This is a genomic window from Psychromonas sp. (assembly GCF_047632955.1).
Lineage (GTDB): Bacteria > Pseudomonadota > Gammaproteobacteria > Enterobacterales > Psychromonadaceae > Psychromonas.
Map to the genome: position 1 here is coordinate 30,077 of NZ_JBLIED010000016.1, position 23,256 is coordinate 53,332.

General features: G+C 41.7%; 21 protein-coding genes. 17 read left to right on the forward strand and 4 right to left on the reverse strand.

The annotated features are described in order from the left end of the window. Nucleotides 1-13: 13 nt before the first annotated feature. From ACJAZP_RS11255 to ACJAZP_RS11305, 11 genes are all read left to right on the forward strand, one after another. Nucleotides 14-1,609 carry a hypothetical protein gene (locus tag ACJAZP_RS11255; RefSeq protein ID WP_415230839.1) on the forward strand — a complete coding sequence of 532 codons (1,596 nt, stop codon included), beginning with the start codon at nucleotides 14-16 and terminating at the stop codon, nucleotides 1,607-1,609. A 61-nt stretch (nucleotides 1,610-1,670) separates the two neighbouring features. Further along, nucleotides 1,671-2,834 carry an ABC transporter substrate-binding protein gene (locus ACJAZP_RS11260; RefSeq protein WP_415230840.1) on the forward strand — a complete coding sequence of 388 codons (1,164 nt, stop codon included), beginning with the start codon at nucleotides 1,671-1,673 and terminating at the stop codon, nucleotides 2,832-2,834. 52 nt (nucleotides 2,835-2,886) lie between these two features. Next, a complete protein-coding gene (locus ACJAZP_RS11265) occupies nucleotides 2,887-4,041 on the forward strand; it encodes an ABC transporter substrate-binding protein (RefSeq protein WP_415230841.1) in 1,155 nt (384 codons plus the stop codon). Next, a complete protein-coding gene (locus tag ACJAZP_RS11270; protein ID WP_415230842.1) occupies nucleotides 4,038-6,896 on the forward strand; it encodes a cache domain-containing protein in 2,859 nt (952 codons plus the stop codon). The genes ACJAZP_RS11265 and ACJAZP_RS11270 overlap by 4 nt, the downstream gene beginning before the upstream one ends. Further along, complete coding sequence (locus ACJAZP_RS11275) at nucleotides 6,889-9,048, forward strand: EAL domain-containing protein (protein WP_415230843.1); 2,160 nt, start codon at nucleotides 6,889-6,891, stop codon at nucleotides 9,046-9,048. Before ACJAZP_RS11270 ends, ACJAZP_RS11275 begins: the two co-directional genes overlap by 8 nt. A gap of 103 nt (nucleotides 9,049-9,151) precedes the next feature. Next, nucleotides 9,152-9,385: a hypothetical protein gene (locus tag ACJAZP_RS11280; RefSeq protein WP_415230844.1), complete on the forward strand. Its 234-nt coding sequence runs from the start codon at nucleotides 9,152-9,154 to the stop codon at nucleotides 9,383-9,385. 259 nt (nucleotides 9,386-9,644) lie between these two features. Next, nucleotides 9,645-10,910: an NRAMP family divalent metal transporter gene (locus ACJAZP_RS11285; protein WP_415230845.1), complete on the forward strand. Its 1,266-nt coding sequence runs from the start codon at nucleotides 9,645-9,647 to the stop codon at nucleotides 10,908-10,910. A 245-nt stretch (nucleotides 10,911-11,155) separates the two neighbouring features. Then, nucleotides 11,156-11,395: a CDGSH iron-sulfur domain-containing protein gene (locus ACJAZP_RS11290; protein ID WP_415230846.1), complete on the forward strand. Its 240-nt coding sequence runs from the start codon at nucleotides 11,156-11,158 to the stop codon at nucleotides 11,393-11,395. A gap of 80 nt (nucleotides 11,396-11,475) precedes the next feature. Next, nucleotides 11,476-11,811 carry a Fis family transcriptional regulator gene (locus ACJAZP_RS11295; protein ID WP_415230847.1) on the forward strand — a complete coding sequence of 112 codons (336 nt, stop codon included), beginning with the start codon at nucleotides 11,476-11,478 and terminating at the stop codon, nucleotides 11,809-11,811. An 88-nt stretch (nucleotides 11,812-11,899) separates the two neighbouring features. Then, entirely contained in the window at nucleotides 11,900-12,130 is a 231-nt protein-coding gene (locus tag ACJAZP_RS11300; RefSeq protein WP_415230848.1) for a DUF3565 domain-containing protein, read from the forward strand. A 254-nt stretch (nucleotides 12,131-12,384) separates the two neighbouring features. Then, nucleotides 12,385-13,263: a DMT family transporter gene (locus ACJAZP_RS11305; protein ID WP_415230849.1), complete on the forward strand. Its 879-nt coding sequence runs from the start codon at nucleotides 12,385-12,387 to the stop codon at nucleotides 13,261-13,263. Nucleotides 13,264-13,604: 341 nt separating this feature from the next. Here ACJAZP_RS11305 and ACJAZP_RS11310 read toward each other — a convergent pair whose 3' ends face one another. Then, entirely contained in the window at nucleotides 13,605-15,257 is a 1,653-nt protein-coding gene (locus ACJAZP_RS11310) for a putative bifunctional diguanylate cyclase/phosphodiesterase (protein ID WP_415230850.1), read from the reverse strand. A 589-nt stretch (nucleotides 15,258-15,846) separates the two neighbouring features. Here ACJAZP_RS11310 and ACJAZP_RS11315 point away from each other — a divergent pair. From ACJAZP_RS11315 to ACJAZP_RS11325, 3 genes are all read left to right on the forward strand, one after another. After that, nucleotides 15,847-16,245, forward strand: a complete 399-nt coding sequence (locus tag ACJAZP_RS11315; protein WP_415230851.1) for an ACT domain-containing protein — start codon at nucleotides 15,847-15,849, stop codon at nucleotides 16,243-16,245. Nucleotides 16,246-16,302: 57 nt separating this feature from the next. Next, nucleotides 16,303-16,785, forward strand: coding sequence for a GNAT family N-acetyltransferase (locus ACJAZP_RS11320; RefSeq protein WP_415230852.1), 483 nt, complete (start codon nucleotides 16,303-16,305; stop codon nucleotides 16,783-16,785). An 85-nt stretch (nucleotides 16,786-16,870) separates the two neighbouring features. Further along, nucleotides 16,871-17,083, forward strand: coding sequence for a hypothetical protein (locus ACJAZP_RS11325; RefSeq protein ID WP_415230853.1), 213 nt, complete (start codon nucleotides 16,871-16,873; stop codon nucleotides 17,081-17,083). 50 nt (nucleotides 17,084-17,133) lie between these two features. Here the strand turns inward: ACJAZP_RS11325 and ACJAZP_RS11330 are convergent, their stop codons facing one another. The 3 genes from ACJAZP_RS11330 to ACJAZP_RS11340 form a co-directional block, all read right to left on the reverse strand. Continuing rightward, a complete protein-coding gene (locus ACJAZP_RS11330) occupies nucleotides 17,134-17,304 on the reverse strand; it encodes a hypothetical protein (RefSeq protein ID WP_415230854.1) in 171 nt (56 codons plus the stop codon). Nucleotides 17,305-17,812: 508 nt separating this feature from the next. Further along, nucleotides 17,813-18,319: a glucose PTS transporter subunit EIIB gene (locus tag ACJAZP_RS11335; RefSeq protein ID WP_415230855.1), complete on the reverse strand. Its 507-nt coding sequence runs from the start codon at nucleotides 18,317-18,319 to the stop codon at nucleotides 17,813-17,815. A gap of 227 nt (nucleotides 18,320-18,546) precedes the next feature. Continuing rightward, entirely contained in the window at nucleotides 18,547-19,632 is a 1,086-nt protein-coding gene (locus tag ACJAZP_RS11340; RefSeq protein ID WP_415230856.1) for an ABC transporter ATP-binding protein, read from the reverse strand. 397 nt (nucleotides 19,633-20,029) lie between these two features. Here ACJAZP_RS11340 and ACJAZP_RS11345 point away from each other — a divergent pair, with 397 nt between their 5' ends. The 3 genes from ACJAZP_RS11345 to ACJAZP_RS11355 all read left to right on the forward strand — a co-directional run bounded on the left by ACJAZP_RS11345 (nucleotide 20,030) and on the right by ACJAZP_RS11355 (nucleotide 23,170). After that, a complete protein-coding gene (locus ACJAZP_RS11345; protein WP_415230857.1) occupies nucleotides 20,030-20,938 on the forward strand; it encodes a carbohydrate ABC transporter permease in 909 nt (302 codons plus the stop codon). Continuing rightward, nucleotides 20,938-21,789 carry a carbohydrate ABC transporter permease gene (locus tag ACJAZP_RS11350; RefSeq protein ID WP_415230858.1) on the forward strand — a complete coding sequence of 284 codons (852 nt, stop codon included), beginning with the start codon at nucleotides 20,938-20,940 and terminating at the stop codon, nucleotides 21,787-21,789. Before ACJAZP_RS11345 ends, ACJAZP_RS11350 begins: the two co-directional genes overlap by 1 nt. Before the next feature lie 154 nt (nucleotides 21,790-21,943). Further along, a complete protein-coding gene (locus ACJAZP_RS11355) occupies nucleotides 21,944-23,170 on the forward strand; it encodes an extracellular solute-binding protein (protein WP_415230859.1) in 1,227 nt (408 codons plus the stop codon). The last annotated feature ends 86 nt before the right edge of the window (nucleotides 23,171-23,256 follow it).

The following is a 23,256-nucleotide window of genomic DNA, read 5'->3' on the forward strand; positions in this document are numbered from 1 at the left end:
GGAATTTTGTAGTATGAATAATCTGAATAATGATGACGGTTCCGCGGAAGGTGATTCATTGATCGAGCATTATCTGACTGAAATCAGAAAGCGGGTGCCGGTCGTTGACAGAACATTGGCGTTATACGGTGATATGCCGCTGAGCGAATATCTTGACGTGGTTACCGAAACCGCCAGCGAGCGCTACCAGTCACACGAAGATCTGGGGGATGCTGTTTATGAATATGCCTTACCGCTGCTCGGTGAAGAGGCTGCTGCAATAGCGCGCGAAGAGCTCAAACAGAGCCCCGTGGTTCTGACGGCTAACCACCATGGAGTAGACTACTTTGCCCAGTCAGTTCAGGGTACGCTGCTGTTCAGCCAGCGCAAACTGCCAAATGGTCAGAAGGCTAAAACAGTACCCGTTTTTGCCTGTGGTAGTATCCCGTTGGATAATTTGACTTATCCTCGAGGAGCTTTGTTATATGCCACTGAAGGGAGCAAGCTGCCACTTCGCTTGCCACTATTTCCAGATAGAATGAAACGAAAAATGGTGTCTGAGGTGGCAAGTGTCGATGAAGGAATGATCGTACGTGCGCAGAAAGTTTTAGGAAAACGTGTCGCCGAATGCTCTATCCCACAACGAGTATCGTCGACTTTATCGAGCGTGTTGAATAAATATTGTGTCAATGAAAGATCGCCGACTGTTGCAGGTTACAGCGAGCAGTCCATGTTTGTAAACCAGCATATCTGGGAAAAAATACTGGGTAATGTGACCACCAAACCCGTTCTTATTTATATGGAGTTGGAGAAGATCGTTTCTATCCTGTTACGTAAAGATCTACAAAATAGCGATAGTCTAGCGTATCAATTGTTGTTCTGCACCACCCTTCGAGAAAATTTTCTGGTCGGATTAGACGGCATAAAGGGGTGCTGGACTGCCTGTGAGTTGACTCGACGCTTAACAGAAAAAGAGGACCTGCGTCACCAATCATCTAAAGCCAGTGGTACCTTCATGTTCTGGGGAGTAGGGGATGATGGCCAAAAAATTCCTTTGTTGCCCATACAGGAAGGAAACGAGTTTAAGCTGGTAGGTGTTGATGATAGTGGGGAATTCTGGCAAATCGAGCTTACTCCCAGTAATCTATATGAGGCATTGGATCAGGGACGTTTGTTGCCTTCTGTCATGGCGTGCTTCATCGCGCTTACCTTTGCACGTGGAGTGACTTGTGCGGGAGGCTATTACCAAGGGGATTATCTGACTGAGATGCGTGATCAGTTAGGCTTAGTTATAAGACAATCAAAATTATCCAGTCGGGTCATTTCTTCAATAGAAAATGCGCCTGTTGATAGCTATCTTTCAGGAATGCAAGCAGTGATGTATCGAAGCCGCAATGGTGGTCTTATGCCCGCAGGTCCCATCGAGATCATTGCATCTGGAGGGCTGGAAAACGATGAGATTGACAGGATCAATAGTATGACAGTTGCCGAGGCGCATGCCGCATCACTGTATGAAACTGTCAATGATGTTGCCGTCGAGTTAGCTCACAATGAAGACTTTAGATCGTCGTTTTCATCTGGAATAGAGAATAGTATGCCCAACAAACTAATAATTAAGACAATCTACTAATTTGGTAGTGAGTATTAGCTAAATGTAATTTTAGATGTTGGATAATTATAGAGGATAAAGTATGAGTATAATTAAAAATCTGCTATGCATTCTGGTGGGGGTATTTGCCTTGAGCATTATGCCTGCCGTAGCTAAAATCACTGATCATCCGTTTTCGCTTGAACCTGTATTAAATGATGGAAAACGCTGGCGTGTTGGGTATTATGAAGGCGGCGAGTATATCGAGTACCAGAAGCTTTTTGTTGAAACAATTAAGGGATTAATGCGTCTTGGTTGGGTTGAAAACCGGGATATACCCGAGCTAAAAGGTGAGCAAACGGCTGGGTTTTGGAAGTGGTTGGAACATGGGGAACAAAGCGATTATATAGAGTTTGTTCAGAATGCTCACTACAGTTCGGCGTGGGATGAGGATGTCAGAGCTAAGACTGCTCAAGAAGTTATTAGCAGGATGAACAATAAAAATGACATTGACCTGATGATTGCGATGGGCACTTGGGCAGGAAAGGACCTAGCTAACAATCAGCATAGTACTCCGACAATGGTCATTTCCGCCAGTGATCCTCTTGCTGCCGGTATCATTAAAAGTGTAGATGATTCAGGGTTTGATCACATTAACGCGACTATTGATCCCTCGCTTCATGAAAGGCAGTTACGTATTTTTCATGAACTCGTAGACTTTAAAAGATTAGGCGTTGCATATGAAAATACTGTGAGTGGTAGAAGCTATGCTGCAGTTGAAGTTATTAAAGAGCAATCTCTTAAACTAAACTTTAAAATGGTCGCTTGCTACACAAAAAGTGATGTCATTGACTTGAACATTGCTGAACAGAGCGTCATAGAGTGTTTTGAAAAACTGTCAAAGCAAGTCGATGCGATTTACGTTACGAGTCAAGGTGGAATAAATGCGAATAGTATTTCAAAATTGGTAGGTATTACGAACCGTAATCGTATTCCAACATTCTCCCAAACGGGTGTGGAAGAGGTGAAATATGGTTTCATGTTAAGCCTTTCCCGCGCAGGCTATAAGTATATTGGTGCATTCCACGCGATGACTTTTGCAAAAGTTTTTAATGGTGCTAAGCCAAATCAACTGACCCAACTGTTCGAAGAGCCTCCAAAGGTGGCACTGAATCTGAAAACTGCTGAGATCGTCGGTTTTAATCCTCCCCTTTTGCTACTAGGGGCTGCCGATGAGATTTACCTCAAAATTCAGGATGGTGAATGATATGCAAAATCGGTCATTAATATTAACCATAATCATAGAATACTGAAAAATGATGAAAAAAACACAAGAGATTTTTATCTGCTTGATGCTGTGCTGCAGTGTTCTCACTGTCAGTGTCGCTGCTGAGGATTTCAGTAGTCGTCCACAGGTTAAGCCAGAACAACGTTGGCGTATCGCTTATTATCAGGGCGGTGAGTATGAGTATTATTATGATTATCTGTATGCAATGACGAAAGGTCTGAGCAAGCTCGGCTGGATTGAACCACTATCACTGCCAGACTATCCCGATAGAGATACCCTGAAATTGTGGCAGTGGTTGTCGCTTAATATTAATAGTCAGTATCTGGAGTTTGTTCCTGATGGTTACTATTCAGCGGATTGGGACAATATTAGCCGTCATAAAATTAGCAATAGTCTGATATCGAGACTTAATCATAATAAAGATATCGACATGGTTTTTGCGATGGGGACATGGGCAGGACAGGACCTGGCAAATAATCTTCATCGGGTACCCACTATTGTGGTCTCTGCTTCTGATCCGTTACGTTCCGGCATTATTAAAAATATAGATGATTCAGGCTATGATCATCTGTTTTCCAGTTACGATCCTAGGCTTCAACAACAACAGATACAGGTTTTTCACCAGCTGATCGGATTTAAAAAACTGGGTGTACCCTATGAAAATACAGTCAGTGGCAGAAGCTATGCTGGTATGGACTTGATTGAACAAGCCTCGGCAGATTTGGGATTTGAAATAGTGCCTTGTTATACACTGAGTGATATTGCCGAACAACAGATGGCAGAACAGAGTGTCGTAGATTGCTTTGATGAGCTCGCGCCGAAAGTTGATGCTATTTTCGTTTCCAGTCAAGGCGGAGTAAACGCCAAAACCACTCCAAAGCTTGTTAAAATTGCTAATCGGTACGGTATTCCAACATTTGCACAGCATGGTGAACAGCAAGTTCGTTATGGTTACCTTCTGGGGTTAATCCGGCGATCGGGATTAGGACCTGAAGGGGTTTTTCTGGCGGATAATGTAGGAAAAATTATCAATGGTGCTAAACCGCGTAATTTAAAACAGGTATTTGATGGCTCATTCAGTATGGTAATGAATATGAAAACCGCTGAAAATATAGGTCTGTACGTGAATGCAGACCTGCTTGCAGCAGCTGATAATCTATTATGGCAGATTGAGCTTCCTGAATGATCTTAACTTCACTTAAATTTAAAATTGTGGCACTGATTTTACTGGTGCTGGTGATCACCTCGATGGGGACTTTGTATTTCACGCAACGTGATGTCGGCAGCGCGATGCTTCGGGCTGAGCAGTCATCCGCAGAAAACGTGCTGCAATTAGTTGAACTGAATATTAGAGCTAATTACGATCAGCTGATCAGTGACAAAATTGAGTTGTTAACGCAGTTAAAAGCAGAGATGGTGCATACCGCCAAGATGAGCAACTCTGTTCTGCGCGAATTTATGCTGCTCAACAGAGATACCAATTTTTCAGAGAAGGAAACGCAGCAAAAAGCAAAAAACTGGTTGCGTAAAATTGATTACCCCAGAGGAGAATTTTTTCTATTTAATCATGATGGCACTGTTCTCGCTGCTAGTAAACCGGAGCTCTATGGGAAGACTATTACTGATATCCGGGATGTTAAAGGACGTTTACTCTATCAGGCGATGAGGGATGATCAGTTGCGGCCGCAAGGCGACACGGCGATCTTTTCCTGGCAGCAACCAGGACAGGTAAAATCGAGTCAATTTTTGGGGCAGTTTCTGCCCGTCGATGGATGGCCCTGGACCTTGGCTGTAATTGTTAATTTTGATAATGTTGAGCAAGAAAGTCAGCGTAAAATGGACAGTATTATTGCCACCCTGACCCAGACCTTTACTAAAATTCAGATAGCAAAAACCGGTTATGCTTTTCTCTTTAATGGTGATAAAAAAATTCTTATTGCTTCTCCGGAAGATAGTTTCGATCCGATTGGTGATCCATCCAGGTCGTTGCCTAAATACAGTATTGCTTTGGATAAAATTATTTCTGCCAATGGCAAAAATGAGAGCGCTATCAGTTATAACGACCCTTTTTCCGGAGATCGGGAGGTAGAAGTTTTTATTAGCTACTTTAAAGCCTTTGACTGGTATCTGGGGGTAGTCGTCCCGGTGGAAGAAATTAAAGCTCCGGGTAAAAATCTGATCAAGCGGCAGAGCATTATTATTGGGCTGATTTCGCTGCTCAGTTTAGCTGCCGCACTGATTTTGGTGTTTCGCATATCCCGTCCGCTGAATACTCTGGCGTCCTATGCGAAGGCATTACCAACACAGGATTTCAGTCAGCAAAACCCCGACACCATAAAAATTCAATGTTTGGCGATGAAATACCGTGATGAAGTGGGGCGTCTGGCAGAGTCTTTTGTGTTTATGGAGGCATCTATTCGCGAGAATATTCTGCAGGTACGGCATGAAAAAGAAATCGCGGAGAAAGCCAGTCTGGCAAAAAGTGAATTTCTGGCAACCATGAGTCATGAGATTCGCACCCCAATGAACGGTGTGCTGGGGATGACTGACCTGGTTATGGAAACAGAACTAAGCACCGAGCAGCGTCGTTTTATGGAATTGATCAAATACTCCGGTGTTGGCTTGCTGGATATTATCAATGATATTCTGGATTTTTCTAAAATAGAGGCGGGTAAACTGCAGCTTGACAATCACCCAATGCAATTACGGGTGTTGATTGACAATTTGGTGACTGTGCTTAACCCTCAGGCCGGTAAAAAAGGATTACAGTTAAGTTGCCATTTGCCTCAGGAAATAAATACGTGGGTATTAGGTGATAAGGTTCGTTTACGTCAGGTATTAACTAATTTGATCAGTAACGCTATTAAGTTTACACAGAGAGGTGAAGTATCAGTGTCGGCGGTCATTTTTGAGCCATCGGTGACGCAATTATCACTGCAGATACGGGTGCAGGATACAGGTATAGGTATTGCGGCTGAGCATCAGGATAGGATCTTTGAATCATTTTCTCAGGCTGATAGTTCGACCACCCGTAATTATGGCGGGACTGGTTTAGGTCTGGCTATCTCCAAACAGCTAATAGAAATGATGGGGGGAAATATTGGCTTTCGCAGTGAGTTAGGTCACGGAACGACTTTCTGGTTTAATCTTAAGCTCAATAAAACTGATCAGATTTTGAGTGAAGATCCTTTGCTCGTGCGCACTATCGCCAAAAAACAGATAGAACTGCAGGGCAAAATACTACTGGTGGAAGATCATCCGGTCAATCAGGAATATGCTCTTCAAGCGTTGACGGGGTTAGGTGTTGAGGTGGATTTGGCCGGTAATGGTGCCGATGCACTGAACCAATTACAACAACAGCACTATGATTTAGTGTTAATGGACTGTCAGATGCCAGTAATGGATGGCTATCGGGCAACGCAGCTAATCCGCCAGGGAGAACAGCAAAACGGATCACCGCGTCTGCCTATCATTGCACTTACCGCAAACGCCATGTTAGAAGACCGGCAGCGCTGTATTAGTGCCGGTATGGATGATTATTTGTCCAAGCCATTCAATAAATTGCAAATCGCGATCCTGCTGCAGCGCTGGCTTCCTAATGCTTCAGATTCTGTTGCTGTTGTCGAGGAAGTGGTTATTAAAAAAGCGATTGTTACCTGTGCTGTTGACTCCGCAATGGTTGTAGCAGATGGGCCGCTTCTGACGACTGCGATTGAGCAGCTGCGGGAGATGGATGATGACGGTCATTTCATTAATCGTATTATTGACGCGTATCTGGACAAATCCCCTACAGATATCGAACGCTTAAATCAGGGACTGGCGCAGTCTGATGCTGAAGCACTGAGTCAGGCGGCCCATAGTTTTAAATCCAGCAGCTATAACCTCGGCGCTCATCACCTGGCAGAATTGTGTAAAACCTTGGAAATAAGGGGGCGGGACAAAAATCTTGATCAGGCTGAATCGCTATGTGCCGGTATCGAAGAAGAATATAAGCGAGTCAGAGACGCATTAATTGAAATTAAAGAGAATAATAATGCATAAAATTCAGATCATCAGCGAACCCCCTGAATTGACCAAAGTATTAGTGGTTGATGATGATATCACGGCACGACTGATGGCCAGTCAGGCCTTGGGTAAAGAAAATTTCGTAGTTATAGAAGCGCAAGATGGTTTTACAGCATTAGCATTGTTTCAGGAAATGCAGCCGGATATCGTGCTGCTGGATGTGCAAATGCCGGGCCTGAGTGGTTTTGAAGTCTGCGAACAATTGCGTAGTTTCCCCTGCGGTAAATTAATTCCGATACTGATGGCGACAGGACAGGACGATATTGATTCGGTACGTCAGGCTTATGAAGCGGGTGCGACTGATTTTGTCACTAAGCCCTTCAATTGGAAGGTTTTGGCACACCGATTACGTTATATGGTAAGAGCTAGTGATACCAGCGAGCAGTTACAGGAATTACAGAAAAGTGAGTCTCGTTTAGGAAATGCACAACGCATTGCCCGACTGGGTAATTGGGAGTGGAACCTCAATAATAACGAAATGTATTTATCAGAGCAGCTTTATCAGATGATAGAAATGAATCGAGGAGTTTCCAAGCTGAGTTATCGCAGTTTTATCAGCAAACTGCCTCATAGTGAACGAAAGGAGGTTCTTGGTTGGATTCATGGCCTGGTCAATGGAAATCAGGAGGATCAGCACCAGGGGCTGAATCACAGTATTGCTCAGTGCGACGGCAGACACATAAATGTACAGCATCAGGCTGAAGTCTTCTATGACAAAAACGGTGCAGCAAGGCTGGTATCAGGTACCGTACTTGATGTGACTGAATTGAAACAGGCACAGGACAAGATTGTTGAGATGGCTCACTTTGATAGCCTTACCGGATTGGCTAACCGCAGTGTATTTCGTGACCGGGTGGCGGTGGCGGTGGCAAGGGCAAAACGCCATGCTCAAATTGGGGCGGTATTATTTTTGGATTTGGATAACTTTAAAAGAATTAACGATACCTATGGCCACAGTATAGGTGATCAGCTTTTACAAGAGGTAGCCAGGCGTTTAACTGATACTGTTCGTGGCAGCGATAGTCTCTGCGAGACATATTCAAATAAGAATACGCTTGCCCGCCTCGGTGGAGATGAGTTTACCATATTACTGCCAGAGATCCGGCAGATAGAAGATGCCGAAAATATTGCTAAACGAATACTGGACTCCATGGAATCCAGTATTCACCTTTCTGGGCATGACTTTGTTGTCAGCACCAGTATCGGTATTGCTATCTTTCCAGATCACGGTGAGGATGTTGAAAGTCTGCTTAAAAATGTCGATGCCGCGATGTATTTCGTTAAGCATGCGGGCAAAAATGGCTATGACCTTTTTGTTGACTCTATGAATGTAGGAGGTAAACGTCGACTAGAAATAGAAAATTGTTTGCGCCGTGCTATCGATGATAAAGAACTGTCGATCAATTATCAACCTCAGGTACATCTTGAAAGTGGACGTATTATCGGTGTTGAAGCTTTGCTTCGCTGGAACAGTGCCCAACTGGGAATAGTTTCTCCGGTTGAATTTATTCCGGTTGCAGAGGAGAGCGGATTGATTTCACCGATCGGTGAGTGGGTGCTCAGAGAAGCGTGCCGTCAGGTGAAAAAATGGCAAGATGACGGTTTGCCCGAGATTAAAGTGGCAGTAAACTTATCAGCACGACAGTTCGCTAAACAAAGTGTAGATCAACTGGTGTCCCAAGTATTGTTAGATACCGGCCTGCCAGTCCATTGCCTGGAGCTTGAAATTACCGAAAATATGTTGATGGACGATGTTGAGGGTTCTGTTGAAACCTTGCATAGACTGAAAGCATTAGGTGTCTATCTGGCGATTGATGACTTTGGTACCGGTTATTCAAGTCTCAGTTATTTAAAACGTTTCCCGATTGATAAACTTAAGGTTGATCGCTCTTTTATTATTAATGTGACCACGGATAAGGGGGATGCTTCTGTCACTCAGGCGATTATTGCTCTGGCGCATAATATGGGGTTGACAGTTACGGCGGAAGGTGTTGAAGAGGCATCTCAACTGGAATTTCTACGCCAGAATAAATGCGAAGAAGTGCAAGGCTATTATTTTAGCAGACCACTGATTGCTCGGGATATGGAGAATCTGTTACGCAGCAGTAAAGATTATCTAGCGGTTTAATTTATCAGTATCAGATAATAAAGTTACCAACAATCACACTCTTATCTGTAGTATTTTTACAGAGAAGATATTTGCTAACATTACAATTATAAAGGGAGTTAAAATGGTAAAATTAAAACCTTTGTTAGTCTATGCAATTGGTTTGATCGCAGGGACTTTTTGCGGAGCCTGGGCTTCGGAAATTGCGAGTGATACCTTCGGGATACGAGGCGCAACGTTTATCAGTGACAAATTGATTGTTCCCACTAATGTTTCCGGGGTGATTGAACTTGTCGTAATTATTGTGGTTTTTTTGACGACGGTTGAGTTGGTCAAACGCTCCGGTCTTCTAAAATAGCTGCGCGGTGGTATTTTTCGCAGCGCACAGAGTGGCTTTTAATTTTACAACTTGAACAAAATACCACCATTCGAAAACTTTAATTAATTTTTCATCTCAAAATTTATTCATGGGCTTTGATGTAAAGTCCATGTTTTCCTGTCTGTTACTATCTTTCACTTAATTTATATGAAGTTAAATACATTTTATGAGCTGGGTTATTGCGTTGTTTTGCACGCTGTGTTCTTCTATGATCCATTAAAATTATTTAGGAATGTTCATGGAAAGTAGCGCAATAGTAGATATCACACCCAAAAGTAAACTCAGCCACCTTTTTCAATCCCTTGGACCGGGGATCATGATGGCAACCGCTGCCGTTGGCGGCTCGCACCTTGTCGCGTCAACCAAAGCCGGGGCTATTTTTGGATGGCAATTAGCGCTGCTGATTTTACTGGTTAATTTCCTTAAATATCCATTTTTCAGGGCGGGTGTCACTTATACTATGGGCACCGGGCAAAGCTTGATCGCCGGTTATGGGAAAATGGGTAGAGGTTATTTATGGTTGTTTACTATATTAACCGCTATTTCATCTGTGATTAATACCGCCGCGTTAGCTATTTTTAGTGCCAGTTTATTAGGCATATTTTTACCCTTTGATTTGTCACTCTCTGTGCTATCAGGGATTGTTATTATTGCTTGTCTGGCAATTTTATTACGCGGACACTTTAATGCCTTAGAAGGGTTAGCAAAAATCATCATGGGGGTGTTAACCGTGACCACTCTGATTGCGGTGGTGGTTGCTGCAAATCAAGTACAAGCTGTGCCTGCTGACTTTACTTCCCCTTCGCCGTGGACCATTGCTTCTATCGGATTTATTGTGATTACCATGGGCTGGATGCCGGCGCCGATTGAAATCTCTTGCTTAACATCGTTATGGTTAAAACGACAACGGCAAACGATCAAGGTAACCAATCAATCGGCTTTATTTGATTTTAACGTCGGTTATATCATCACCGCGTTATTGGCTATCGCATTTTTAGCGCTTGGGGCCTTGGTTTTGCACGGTCAGACAGATACTTTAGAAAAATCAGGCATTGCTTTTTCCCATCAACTGGTCGGCATGTATGCCAGTACTATCGGTGAATGGTCTCGAATCTTGATTGCAGTTATTGCCTTCGGTTGTATTTTTGGCAGCACCATTACCGTCATCGATGGTTATGCGCGTGCGCTTGCAGAAGCCAAAGCACAGCTGCAAAAATCCGACGATGAGCCGCTCCATAATAGCTGGATGTTATTGATTAGCGCTTGTGCGATGGCGGTTATTTTGTTCTTTGTTTCATCTTTGATGGCGATGCTGAATTTTGCGATGGTCTTAGCCTTTATGACTACCCCCATTTTTGCTCTGCTTAACTACAAGTTGGTTAACGGCAGTAATTTACCGGAAGGGTTGGCCTTAACCAAAAAAATGAAAGTATTGTCGTGGTTAGGTTTGACGTATTTATTTGGTTTCTTAGCACTGTTTATATGGTGGAAATGGCTGATGTAAGCGGGTAGAACAACAACGGGCGCGACTCTTAAATATTAACCAGATGAATTTGAACTAGATTAAATTCATCTGCTCACCCAATATAAATAAAGAGCTACACTTGTCTCGCTGCAAGTAAGAAATATAACTCTTATCCGCACTTATATTCAGTGCGGTCGTCGCTGTTTTTGCTCTAAACAAAAACAGCACCAACTTACTCGTCAGTCAGCAGGGCGTTTTTTAATATCAACTTATGGAGAATTATCATGACTAAACCAGTACGAGTATCTGATACACCTTTTGCAGTAGAAGTTGAAGAAGGTAAAAAATACGCCTGGTGTGCTTGTGGCAAAAGCGAAAAACAACCTTTTTGTGATGGATCTCATCAAGGTTCTGAATTTTCGCCGGTAAGATTTACCGCGACAGAATCTAAAAAAGTGTTTTTTTGCGGCTGTAAACAAACAGCAAAACAACCCCTCTGCGATGGCAGTCATAAAAACACATAACCATTAAATAAATAACAAAAAAAGTTGGCTAATGTTCGTCAACTTTTTTTTATTAAACGAGTACAGGTAAATATTCAAATATGCGTAAAACAGATAAAAAAATAGATAATCAGCTTCGGGGCGCTTTAACCGAGATATGCGAAAGCACCTTAAAGGAAGTTGCCGGATTTCAATGGTTAACTCATGTTGTTAACTACGCTAATTTTCCTAAAAGTTTAAAGGTCATTTGTGTCTTTGATAGTAATGATAACCTTAACCGCTTTAAGGCAACGGAAAGTCAGCAAGGCCTAATTCAGAACAAGCTTTTTGAAATGGGTATGAAAATGAACAGTATTTCTATTCCTATTTTCTACGATACGCAGGAGAATTGTGATAAAAATAACAACGGGAAATGGGCGGACAGGCTCGCAAAGTAAGTCACTCAAGCGAAGTTCAATTATATCAATTGGCTCGCTATTTCAGGCAAGTTTTATTTAAGCCCTTAATGAGCAGTTGTGTGAATTAATGAAGCAAGCAATTATCGCTTACCATAAAGATCAAGAAAATGATTGGGTTGCTGAACTTCTCTGCGGTCATTTTCAGCATGTTCGTAATAACCCACCCTTTATCTGTCGACCCTGGGTAACAACGCAAAAAGGTCGTTGTTCAATGTTAGGATACCAATTAAATTGTAAAAAATGTGATTCCGGAGCAGCAAAAGACAGTTTTCCTGAGCCCATAAAACAGAAAAGTTAAAAAAAGTTTACCCTAAGCTTAAGAGTAAATGATCCCGCCGTGCCGCCTCAATCAACTCAATTATAAATAAATGTTTAAAATCATAACCATCCGTTGAATATCAAGTGAATATACTCTACCTTAGTTTTTATTTTAAACAGATAGGTTGAAAATGTGAAATACAACAGCCTAGGCAATGGGTATTTCTAGTCTGTTAGGAGCCAAATTGTTATTTATGTTCAGTTTTAGTCACCTCATTTAAGGTAAATCATTACATGTATGCACCTTTAAAAAATCATGTTCCAATCAGTGCCTGGTACATGATGCTGTCTGCACTTGGCTTTGCCCTGATGGCGGCATGCGTAAAAACAGCAAGCACCACCTATAGTATTCCGGTACTTGAGATTGTTGCCGCCAGAGCCATTGTTTCAGCGATCATCAGTTACGCTGACGTTAAACGCAAAAAAATATCGATCTGGGGTAATAATAAACCATGGCTTATCGCACGCGGCATAGTCGGTGCATTTGCCCTGATGCTTGTTTATTATGCCGTTACCACGCTGCCGTTAGCAGAAGCCACTATCCTGCAGTATTTGCACCCGGTGTTTACGGCGATATTAGCGTTACTTTTTTTAAAGGAAAATATACAGCGTTCCACTATTGCTTGTATTGTTTTGAGTCTGCTCGGCCTGAGTATTATGATTCAGCCTAATTTTCTGCCCGATAGTAGTACACACTATTCATGGTTAAGTATTGCGGCAGGTATGTTGGGTGCTTTTGGTAGTGCAACGGCTTATGTTATTGTTAAGAAGCTCACCAAAACCGATGATAGCTCGGTGATTGTGTTTTATTTCCCTATTATAGCGTTCCCTATTTCCATGGTTTTATTAGGCAGTGATTTTGTTCTGCCCAGTTTGGCGGCAACAGGTGTATTAGTCCTGGTGGGTATCTTTACGCAAATAGGTCAAATAGGTTTAACCAAAGCCCTGCACAGTTCAGATGCTAATAAAGCAACTGCTTATGCTTACGTTCAGGTTATATTTTCAATCTTTATTGGCTGGGTTTATTTTAGTGAAATCCCCATTATCACTACCATAATAGGGGGAACTTGCATCATGGCTGGGGCGTTAATTAACGTCTTATGGAAACGCTAAATGACTTAACCTGTTGCTTGGTTTGGGGCAGTTTTTTTATGTTTGTCATCAGCAGGTTGCGATAAAGAGTGTAAAAACCTAACTAATGCCAAAAGAGCTAAAAAAGTGATCACTCTTGCTGGTTAAAATCACCTCTAACAGTGTTGTGAATTTTATTCAGAACATCCTGTTCTTCACCACTACGTGGTCAGCTAAAGCTGTTCAAAATCGTTGCAGACGATTTTGTGAAGGAGAACAATGATCGAATGCAACTCTCGCCTTGTTAGTGTTAATTTTTCCTTCGCAATACTTGCTCACTTCATTAATACCTTTGGTATAACCACGATTTTTTAAAGGGGCGGTCAGCTTTCTTTACTTTCAGAACTTAACTTGAACCTTTTCAGAATAGGTTCAAATTTTTCAATAGGCAGTGGTTTGCTAAATAAATAACCTTGATAATAAAAACATCCGTTATCGAGCAGAAATTGCCGTTGTTCAGCGGTTTCCACCCCTTCAGCAATGACGTTTATACCCAAGTTTGCTGCCATCGTAATAATGATGCGCACTATTGTTCTATTACTGCTATCGGTGGCAATATCACGGACAAATGACTGGTCTATTTTTAATTCGTCCAGCGGTAGCATTTTTAGATATCGTAAAGACGAATAACCGCTACCAAAGTCATCTAATGAGAAGCGAATACCCATTTTGTTCAGGGCATTCATTTTGCCAATAATATCGTTAATATTTTCAAGCAGCATGTTTTCCGTAAGCTCTAGTTTGAGTCGCGCCGGGTTAGCGCCGTGGCGATCCAGGGTGGCCAGTACTTGTTCCACAAAGTCGACTTGATGTAATTGTTTGGCACTGACATTCACCGCAAGCACGATGTCCTTGGTCAGAGGGTCTTGCTGCCATGTTTTTAGTTGCGCACAAACCTCATCCAGCACCCATTGTCCAATAGGCAGAATCAATCCTATGTCTTCTGCCAAGGGAATAAAGTGTCGCGGGGAAACGATGCCACGTTGTGGATGTTGCCAACTGATTAAAACCTCTGCACCGGAAGGTTGACCGGTGTGGTTTACTTGAATTTGATAGCGTAATTGGAATTGCTGTTGTTCAATGGCTTTGCGTAGATCATTTTCAAGATTAACACGGGCAACGATAGTCTCCTGCATCATCTGGTCAAAAAAGCGCAGGGTATTTCGGCCTTCGGCCTTGGATTGATACATGGCAATATCGGCCTGTTTTAACAGTTCCTCTGCTACTAGTTCATGGCCGATGAACAATGTAGCGCCTATGCTCGGGGTATTATGGTAAACGTGTGCGCTAAGTTGATAAGGTTGGTTGAGAGAGAGTCTCATTTTTGTGGCGATATCTTTAGTTTGAGCTGCCGCCTCAAGAGTATGAACGCTCAGGTTCTCCAATAATACCACAAACTCATCACCCCCAAAACGGGCTACGGTATCGCTTTCTCTTAGGCATGCAGTTAGGCGTCCTGAAACTTGTTGCAACAGCAAATCACCAATATCATGTCCTCGAGTGTCATTTAGAGTTTTGAAGTGATCCAAGTCGAGAAACAGCAGAGCACCTCGCCGACCACTATGGGTACTGACAGCTAAAGCTTGGTTGAGGCGGTCAAGAAAAAGACGGCGGTTAGGTAACTGTGTGAGTGGGTCATAGAAAGCCAGCCTTTCAATTTCATCGGATGCAGCTTTAATAGTAGTGATGTCAGTGAGTTTTTCTACGTAGTTGGTGACCATGCCTTGAGCATTTTTAACTGCTTTAATATGTAGATATTCAGAGTAGAGTTCGTCATTCTTGCGAGGTGCCTGGCCGACGGCATCTTTTGCGCAGGCGATGGCAAGCTCGGCCGCACATTTTTGTTTCTCGTTATTTTGAAAATTGAGTTCTTTATTGACCATGACCAACTTAGTAGTTTGCTTTGTTTGCTCGTTATTTTGAAGAGATGTATCTTTTTCATTAACAACTTCTACCTTTGGTTTTGTATAGGTCATAGGAACCTCTGTGCCTCTAAATTAAATATTTTGCTAACTGCCGGTTATTGAAAAATTCTGTAACCAATTATTGAAAAAAATTTAAAATCAATGGGCTGAGTGACTATTGACCCTTTTTCTACCTTATTTATATATTTGTGCTTGCTAACGATAAGAGAACCCAAAACACATAATTTGTGCTAGAGAGTGCCTGTATTTTTCTGGTTTCTCCATTTGCTTTCAAGATGCAAATAATCAGCTTGCCTAATGCTGGTTCATAAGTAAAGGAAAAGGTGTTATTTATATCATTTTTAAACCTAATAAACATCATTTACTGGGGAATTAAAAGTAGGGTTTTTCCTTTTTTTATGATGGTTAGTGACTATAGTCCGCCTGCTAAAAAATCAATCAAATAACTTCGCTGATAGTTTGTGCAGCTCTTTTTTTAATTTTATTTATACAATAAAAAACAGGGTGTCTGGCTAATCAGAAATCGGTCTATTACTAAATTTAATCAGTCCTTTATTAACAACAGAATAACCCATAGAATATAGACTACTTTGGTTTTTATTATATACAAACAGTCTAATAAGCTAACTGGGAGATTATTGTGACAGGAGAGACAAACTTAATTAAATTATTGGCTTCAATGAAGCCGGTATTGTTAGATGAAGAATATGTTTTTTGTACTATTGATGGAGCAAAATACGGCGATTATGCTGAAACCTTGCCCTTAGCGTCATATCTTGAATCTGAAGGTTTAACACTTTTGCTCAGCAAAGATAATGCAGATAAAGCTAATTTTCAATATGAGGGCGTATTTAAAGGCATTACATTAACGGTTCATTCCAGTCTTGAAGCTGTTGGTTTAACGGCTGCAGTCTCAAATAAGCTGGCAGAAAAAGGGATCAGCGCTAATGTGATTGCAGCTTACTATCACGATCATATATTTGTACAAGCTGAAAAAGCAGAGATGGCGATAGCGGCCTTAAATGAGTTTGGTCGTTAACCAGTCAGATCACCAATAAGTGCTGTTATCTGCACAAGTCGACTCTGGAGATCCTTAATGAATTATATAGTCCAACAAATAAAATCGCAGCACGACCTTAAAGTGTGCGAAATTATTCGAAGGGTGGGTAGGGAATACGGTGCAATTGGCGAAGGGTTTGGTCCTTCGGATACCGAAGTTAATGCCATGAGCCAGTATTACAAAAATGAAAATGGCAGTCTCTATCTCGTTGCCAGTATAGAAGGTCATCTCGTCGGAGGCAGTGGTATTGCTTCTTTTGATAACAGTGATGAAATTTGTGAATTACGAAAGTTATTTCTTTTACCCGAAAGCCGAGGTCAGGGAATTGGCAAAAAGCTTACCCAAGATTGTCTCGAGTATGCCAAAAGTAAAGGTTATAAGAAATGTTATTTGGATACCTTGACAAGCATGAAATCGGCTATCGCTTTATATGAAAAGTTAGGGTTTCAGTCTCTGGATAAACCGTTAGCAGGTTCTACTCACAACGGCTGTGACGTTTGGATGTTAAAAGAACTGTAAGGTAAATAATAAGCTGTTGTAGGCGCGGTTGGGGGCGGTGTTTGCGTGCTATCCCCTAAAACTTAAATAAATATATAGGTAGAGAATGAAGTTGAAGATATTTCAAATGATTTTATGCATTATCAGTATTTATGCTTTGTCAGCTTGCGCTGAACTTAAAGATACTGGTAAAACTATTGGTCAAGGTACAAAAGAGGTGACTACAACTATAGGTCATACTTCTCGTGACATAGTACAATCAATCGGTCAAAACACTCAAAAAGTAGTCTCTGATATAAATAATAGCAGTGAAAATTAAGATAAAAAGCGCTGACAATTTTGTAGTCGCTGACCGTTATTACGGGACACTTAAAGCGGTTTGTTATCCTGGTGTTGCGGTTTTAACTCTTTTTCACCTTCTTTGATGGCTTTTTGTGCCCGCTCATCCAGCGGGATACAGCAGCGAATATTTTCTTGAGTTAAGCCTAACTCGTCAAGTGCCGCACAATATTTTTGCCACCATTTTTTAATAAATGCCATTTTTTTCTCTCATTACTATCTGCACCTTAAAAACCTTGTACGGGTAATATAAAACGCTGAAAATTAAATAATCCAAAATAACCACTCATGATAGCCAATAAAAGGTAAAATGCAGCAGTATGATTTTTTTGGTCAATGGCTTAGCTGCCATTCTGACTGAAATCCCAGCAATCAGGATAAACAATTTTCCATAAATAACCATCAGGATTCGAAAAGTAGGCATTATAACTACCCCAAAATAGATCTTGATCTGGTTTTCTGATTTTGCCTCGCGTTTTCTTTATCCATTATCATTGCGGAGAGATATGCCCAGTCTTTTTTGTATAATAAAAAAGCCAGAACATCTAACTCTGATTCTGGCTTTTTAGTTAAACAAGGATGAATTTATAAGCTCAAGATCCTATCAGCAATGCCAGTGATATTATTAAGGTTCTTCTGACTAAATTAGGACCATATTATAAAGCGGAAGAGCGACCAACACGATTGCCCAATAAGGTTAACGCAATCATCATTGCTTAATTAAAGCTTGCATTGCCTCTTTAAGCTCATCTGATTCTCTGCCAAAAATGGCTTGAATTTTTTTATCTGCACTCATAACTACTACGCCATTTGCACCCAGTTCTTTTAATTTCGCTTGATCAACACCTTCAATGTTTTTAACAGAAACTCTTAGACGTGTTAGGCATGCATCTAATGCCAGGATATTGTCTTTACCACCAAATGCTGCCACTAAAACAGACGCAATACCCATTTTCGGGTTAGCATCTATCCAATTTTGCATCGATTCTCTATAATCGTCGGACTTGGTACCTAATATTGCTTGAATAACGTTGCCAAGGATCACAACGCCGATAGCGCCGAGTTCTTTTAGCCGTGCTTGATCTACCTCTTCTGTGTTTTTAACCGAAATTCTGAGACGCGTTAGACAGGCATCAAGTGCTTCGATATTCTGCTCACCGCCGAACGCCGTTATAAGCGCTGCAGCCATTTGTGAGTCTGACAGTTTATTTTGCATCTCTTCTCTCCTCTGTATTTTAATAACATTTATCTTCAGATGTATTTTCACTCTGGTTTGGAGATTGTCATAGTTGATGGTCTTTCAATCAGCTGTTGTGATTGAAAATGTAGCGTTAACTGCTAACCTCATATATATGGTTAAGACAATTTTCCAACAAAAAAGCGAACCTTATAAGAATTCGCTCAAACTTAAGATTGCCAAAGCATTTCATTGTTGCTGATTACTCAACTTGTTATGCAGATACCTTTGTCGTTAAAAAGATGAATATTGTCGCTGGCACAACTCAGTTGTACTGACTGGAATTTTTTAACTTCCTGATCGCCCGGAAGGTGCACGGTAAAAACATCAACGCCTGAAGATTGACCGTACATATAGGTACTATTACCCAAACGCTCGACGACTTCACTGTTGAATGTGAGCTTAATTTCATCGTCTCCATGAATAAGAAGATGTTCAGGTCGAATACCAAAGGTTATTTGGTCACCAATATTCACGCTTATTTTGGGAGTCGGAATGATTAATTTCTGATTATCTTTGGTGGTTAAGGTGACGCTATCATCGTCAGTAGCGGTGACTGATGTTGGAATAAAGTTCATTTTCGGAGAGCCGATAAATCCCGCAACGAATTCGTTTACTGGTTTATGATAAAGCTGTAATGGAGAGCCTACTTGTTCGATGCGACCTAAACGCAGTACCACAATTTTGTCTGCAAGTGTCATTGCTTCGACCTGATCATGGGTAACGTAAACCATGGTATTTTTAAGCTCCTGGTGTAGTTTGGCTATTTGCAGCCGCATTTCCACACGAAGTTCAGCATCCAGGTTAGACAGCGGCTCATCAAACAGGAATACTTTAGGGTCCCGTACGATAGCGCGGCCAATAGCAACACGTTGACGCTGCCCCCCGGAAAGTTCTTTGGGTTTGCGGTTTAGATGATCTTCAAGCTGTAGTGTTTTCGCAGCAAGGCTGACTTGTTTATCAATCGTTTCTTTAGTGTGGCCATTCATCTTTAAGCCGAAGCCCATATTTTCTTTAACCGTCATATGCGGGTAAAGGGCATAGGATTGGAATACCATCGCGACGCCACGTTCGGCGGGATCAATGTCGTTGACTAGTTTGCCGTCAATATAAATTTCACCTTCCGTAATATCTTCAAGACCGGCTATCAGTCGCAGCAATGTTGATTTACCGCAGCCGGACGGTCCAACGAATACGACAAACTCACCATGACTTATTTCTAAATCAATGCCATGGATAATTTGAACATCGTCGAATCGTTTAATGACCTTCTTAAGTGTAATGTCTTCCATTACGGGCTCCTTTTTATGGCTGATTTGTAGACAAATATCTAATGTGCTTTTTAAGATATGCTTTTTGTCAAAATTTGTTAGTCAATAATATCCAATTGTTGACCTACCTCATGTTTATGAGATGTTTAAAATAGATTTTGTGATGTTGTTTGCGAAATCATGACGCGTTAGTTTTAAAGCTATGTTGTATTGCTTTATATTGACTGCAATGCCTTTTAACAGATGTTTTCAAAAACATTTTATGCCGGTGTAAAGGCTGAATTAGGTTTTACTCTCTTTAACCCATCGTGTTTATTGTGACCTTTAATGAAAATTGAAATTAATTTTTATGCGAGGATTCACCCTATTGATGATGATAATTGTGCAAGTGTCGAAACTCGGAAAGGTGGAGTGTTCAGTGAAAACAACGTACCCAAAAAGCCGATTGCCTTCGGTTAGTAAAAAAAGGCGAATTAGTGCGAAATTATCCCCATGGCTGTTTTTAGCCCCGGCAATGATAGTTTTTTCTGTTTATGTTCTATATCCCATATTATCCAGTATTTCCTTAAGCTTTTACAACTGGGATGGTATGGGGGCAAAAACCTGGGTCGGTTTTGGCAACTATGTTGAACTATTTGATTCACAAGCTTTTTATACCTCTTTGAAAAATAACTTATTATGGTTAATTTTCTATATGCTTGCGCCGCCGATAGGTCTGGCCATCGCACTTTTCCTAAATCAGCAAGTTAGGGGCATTCGCATTGTAAAATCCCTGTTCTTCTTTCCATTTGTTATCTCCCAAGTGGTGGTTGGTTTAGTGTTTGCATGGTTCTATGACCCGAGTTTTGGTCTGTTTAATGTGGCCATAGGCGCATTGGGTTTTGAACCGATAGCCATTCTGGCGAATGAGGAATATGTCACTTTCGGCATTATTGCTGCGGGTCTTTGGCCGCAGATAGCTTACTGCATGATCCTTTATATGACCGGGCTTAATAATCTTGATGCTGAGCAATTGGAAGCCGCGCGTTTAGATGGCGCTAAAAAATTCAAAATGCTCTGGTATGTGGTGCTTCCTCAGTTAAGACCCGCAACCTTTATTGCTATCGTGGTGACGGTGATTGGTGCTTTACGCTCATTTGACCTCGTGGCAACCATGACTGCGGGCGGTCCATGGGGCAGTTCGTCAGTGCTTGCCTATCAAATGTATGAAGAGTCTATCTTTAACTATCGCATGGGTTACGGTGCTGCAGTATCTGTTGTGCTGTTCTTAATCATGGATGTTTATATCGCATATTTCTTGTGGCGTATGCTTAGGAGTGAAAAATAATGTTTCCTAAACCAATAAAAAAATCAGGCCGCTTTGCCAATATCAGCTATCGTGTTGCCCTACCTATTTCAATTGTACTGTGGTTACTGCCGCTGATTGCCGTGATGATGACCTCTATCCGTTCGATAGAAGATATTAATAAGGGTAATTACTGGGGTTGGCCAGAGTCGTTTAACTTTATTGAAAACTATACGGAGGTATTTGTCTCCACTTCGATGGGCCAGTATCTGCTCAACAGTTTGCTTATTACCTTGCCTGCGGTTGCCGGTGCTGTCGCACTGTCGACGTTGGCCGGATTTGCACTAGCGAAGTATAGCTTTAGAGGCAATATGTGGATCTTTGCCGCTTTTATTGCAGGTAACTTTGTACCCTTTCAAATCCTGATGATTCCGGTACGTGATTTGACCATCGGTTTGGGGCTTTACGATACGCATTGGGCACTTATTTTCTTCCATATCGCGTTCCAAGCCGGTTTCTGTACGCTGTTTATGCGCAACTTTATTGTTGGCATTCCAAATGCTTTGATTGAAGCCGCGCGCGTTGAAGGGGTCAGTGAATGGAAAATATTCTGGCACATTGTATTACCTCTGGTTCGTCCTGCATTAGCGGCGCTTGCAGTGCTGGTATTTACCTTCATCTGGAACGACTTTTTCTGGGCCTTAGTATTGGTGCAGAGTGATGAAGTTCGTCCGGTTACCGCCGGGTTAAGTTCATTGCAGGGGCAGTGGTTATCATCATGGCAATTTATGTCTGCCGGTGCCGTTGTTGCAGCGATTCCACCCGTGATCCTGTTCTTTACTATGCAACGCCATTTTATAACTGGTTTAACGTTAGGTGCGACAAAAGGATAACTGTAGCTTGCCAGCTTGCTTTACCGGCTGGCAAACAATAGTGACGCACGTACCGCAAGGTATAAATATTCACAACAGGTTGAGAAATAACTTGATGACACGCTAATTGTCATTGAACAACAACGAGCATTTGCTCGCCAACAAGGACCTCAATATGAAATATGTAAAGCAAATTGCTGCATCGGCAATACTTACAGCAACTCTCTCTGCTTCGGCTTTTGCGAGTACGCTAGTGATTAACTCAGATGCCTCTGATCCTGCGCCAAAAGCTGCATGGGGGGAAATAATCAGTCTTTTCGAAGCTGAAAATCCGGACATAACAGTTAAATATAATCTCTATGACCATGAATCCTATAAAACAACCATTCGTAACTGGCTAGTCACTTCACCACCTGATGTGGTTTTCTGGTACGCGGGTAATCGTATGAAAACCTTCGTTGATCGTGGCCTTTTTGAAGATGTCAGTGATATCTGGGAAAAGAATGATCTTAAGGCTGACTTTACCTCTGCTGCGGCTGCGATGACCGTTGACGGTAAACAATATGGTGTGCCGTATACTTATTATCAATGGGGTCTTTACTACCGTAAAGATATTTTCCAAAAATACGATATTGCTGAGCCTAAAACCTGGGAAGAGCTGAAAACTGCTGCGGCAACACTGAAGAAAAATGAGATCGCACCCTTCACTATTGGCACTAAATTCCTATGGACAGCCGCGGGTTGGTTCGATTACCTCAACATGCGAACTAATGGTTTAGATTTCCATATTAAATTAATGGAAGGGAAAGTTGCTTATACCGATCCGCGGGTTAAAAAGACCTTTGAAAATTGGAAAGAGATAGTAGAGCCTGGTTATTACCTGGAAAACCACGCCGCTTATTCCTGGCAGGAAGCACAACCGTTTTTGTATAACGGTGAAGCTGCTATGTACTTGATCGGTAACTTTATTACCCCAAGTTTCCCGAAAGAGCTCGACGGAAAAATGGGCTTCTTCCAGTTCCCATCTATCGATGCAAACGTTCCAATGGCGGAAGACGCACCAATGGATACGGTACATATCCCGTCTAAAGCTAAGAATAAAGTTGATGCACGTAAATTTCTTGAGTTTGTTGCTCGCGCAGAAAATCAAGAATTGATCAACAAAAAAATGTTGCAGATTCCAACCAACAATAAAGCCGCAGTTGCAGACAATGAGTTTTTACAGACCGGTGTAAAAATATTGAATGCAGCAGAGGGTACCGCACAATTCTACGATCGTGATACTGATCCTGCGATGGCTAAAGAAGGCATGAAAGGATTCCAGGAGTTTATGGTTCACCCTGAGCGCCTCGATGATATCCTTAAACGTCTTGAAAAAGTTCGTCAGAGAGTGTTTAAATAATCTCTTCAGGCTTTTGTTTATGATCAACAACTCATCTTGTTTGAGTTGTTCATTACAATGAATCTCTTGGGCCGAACAGTCTATCG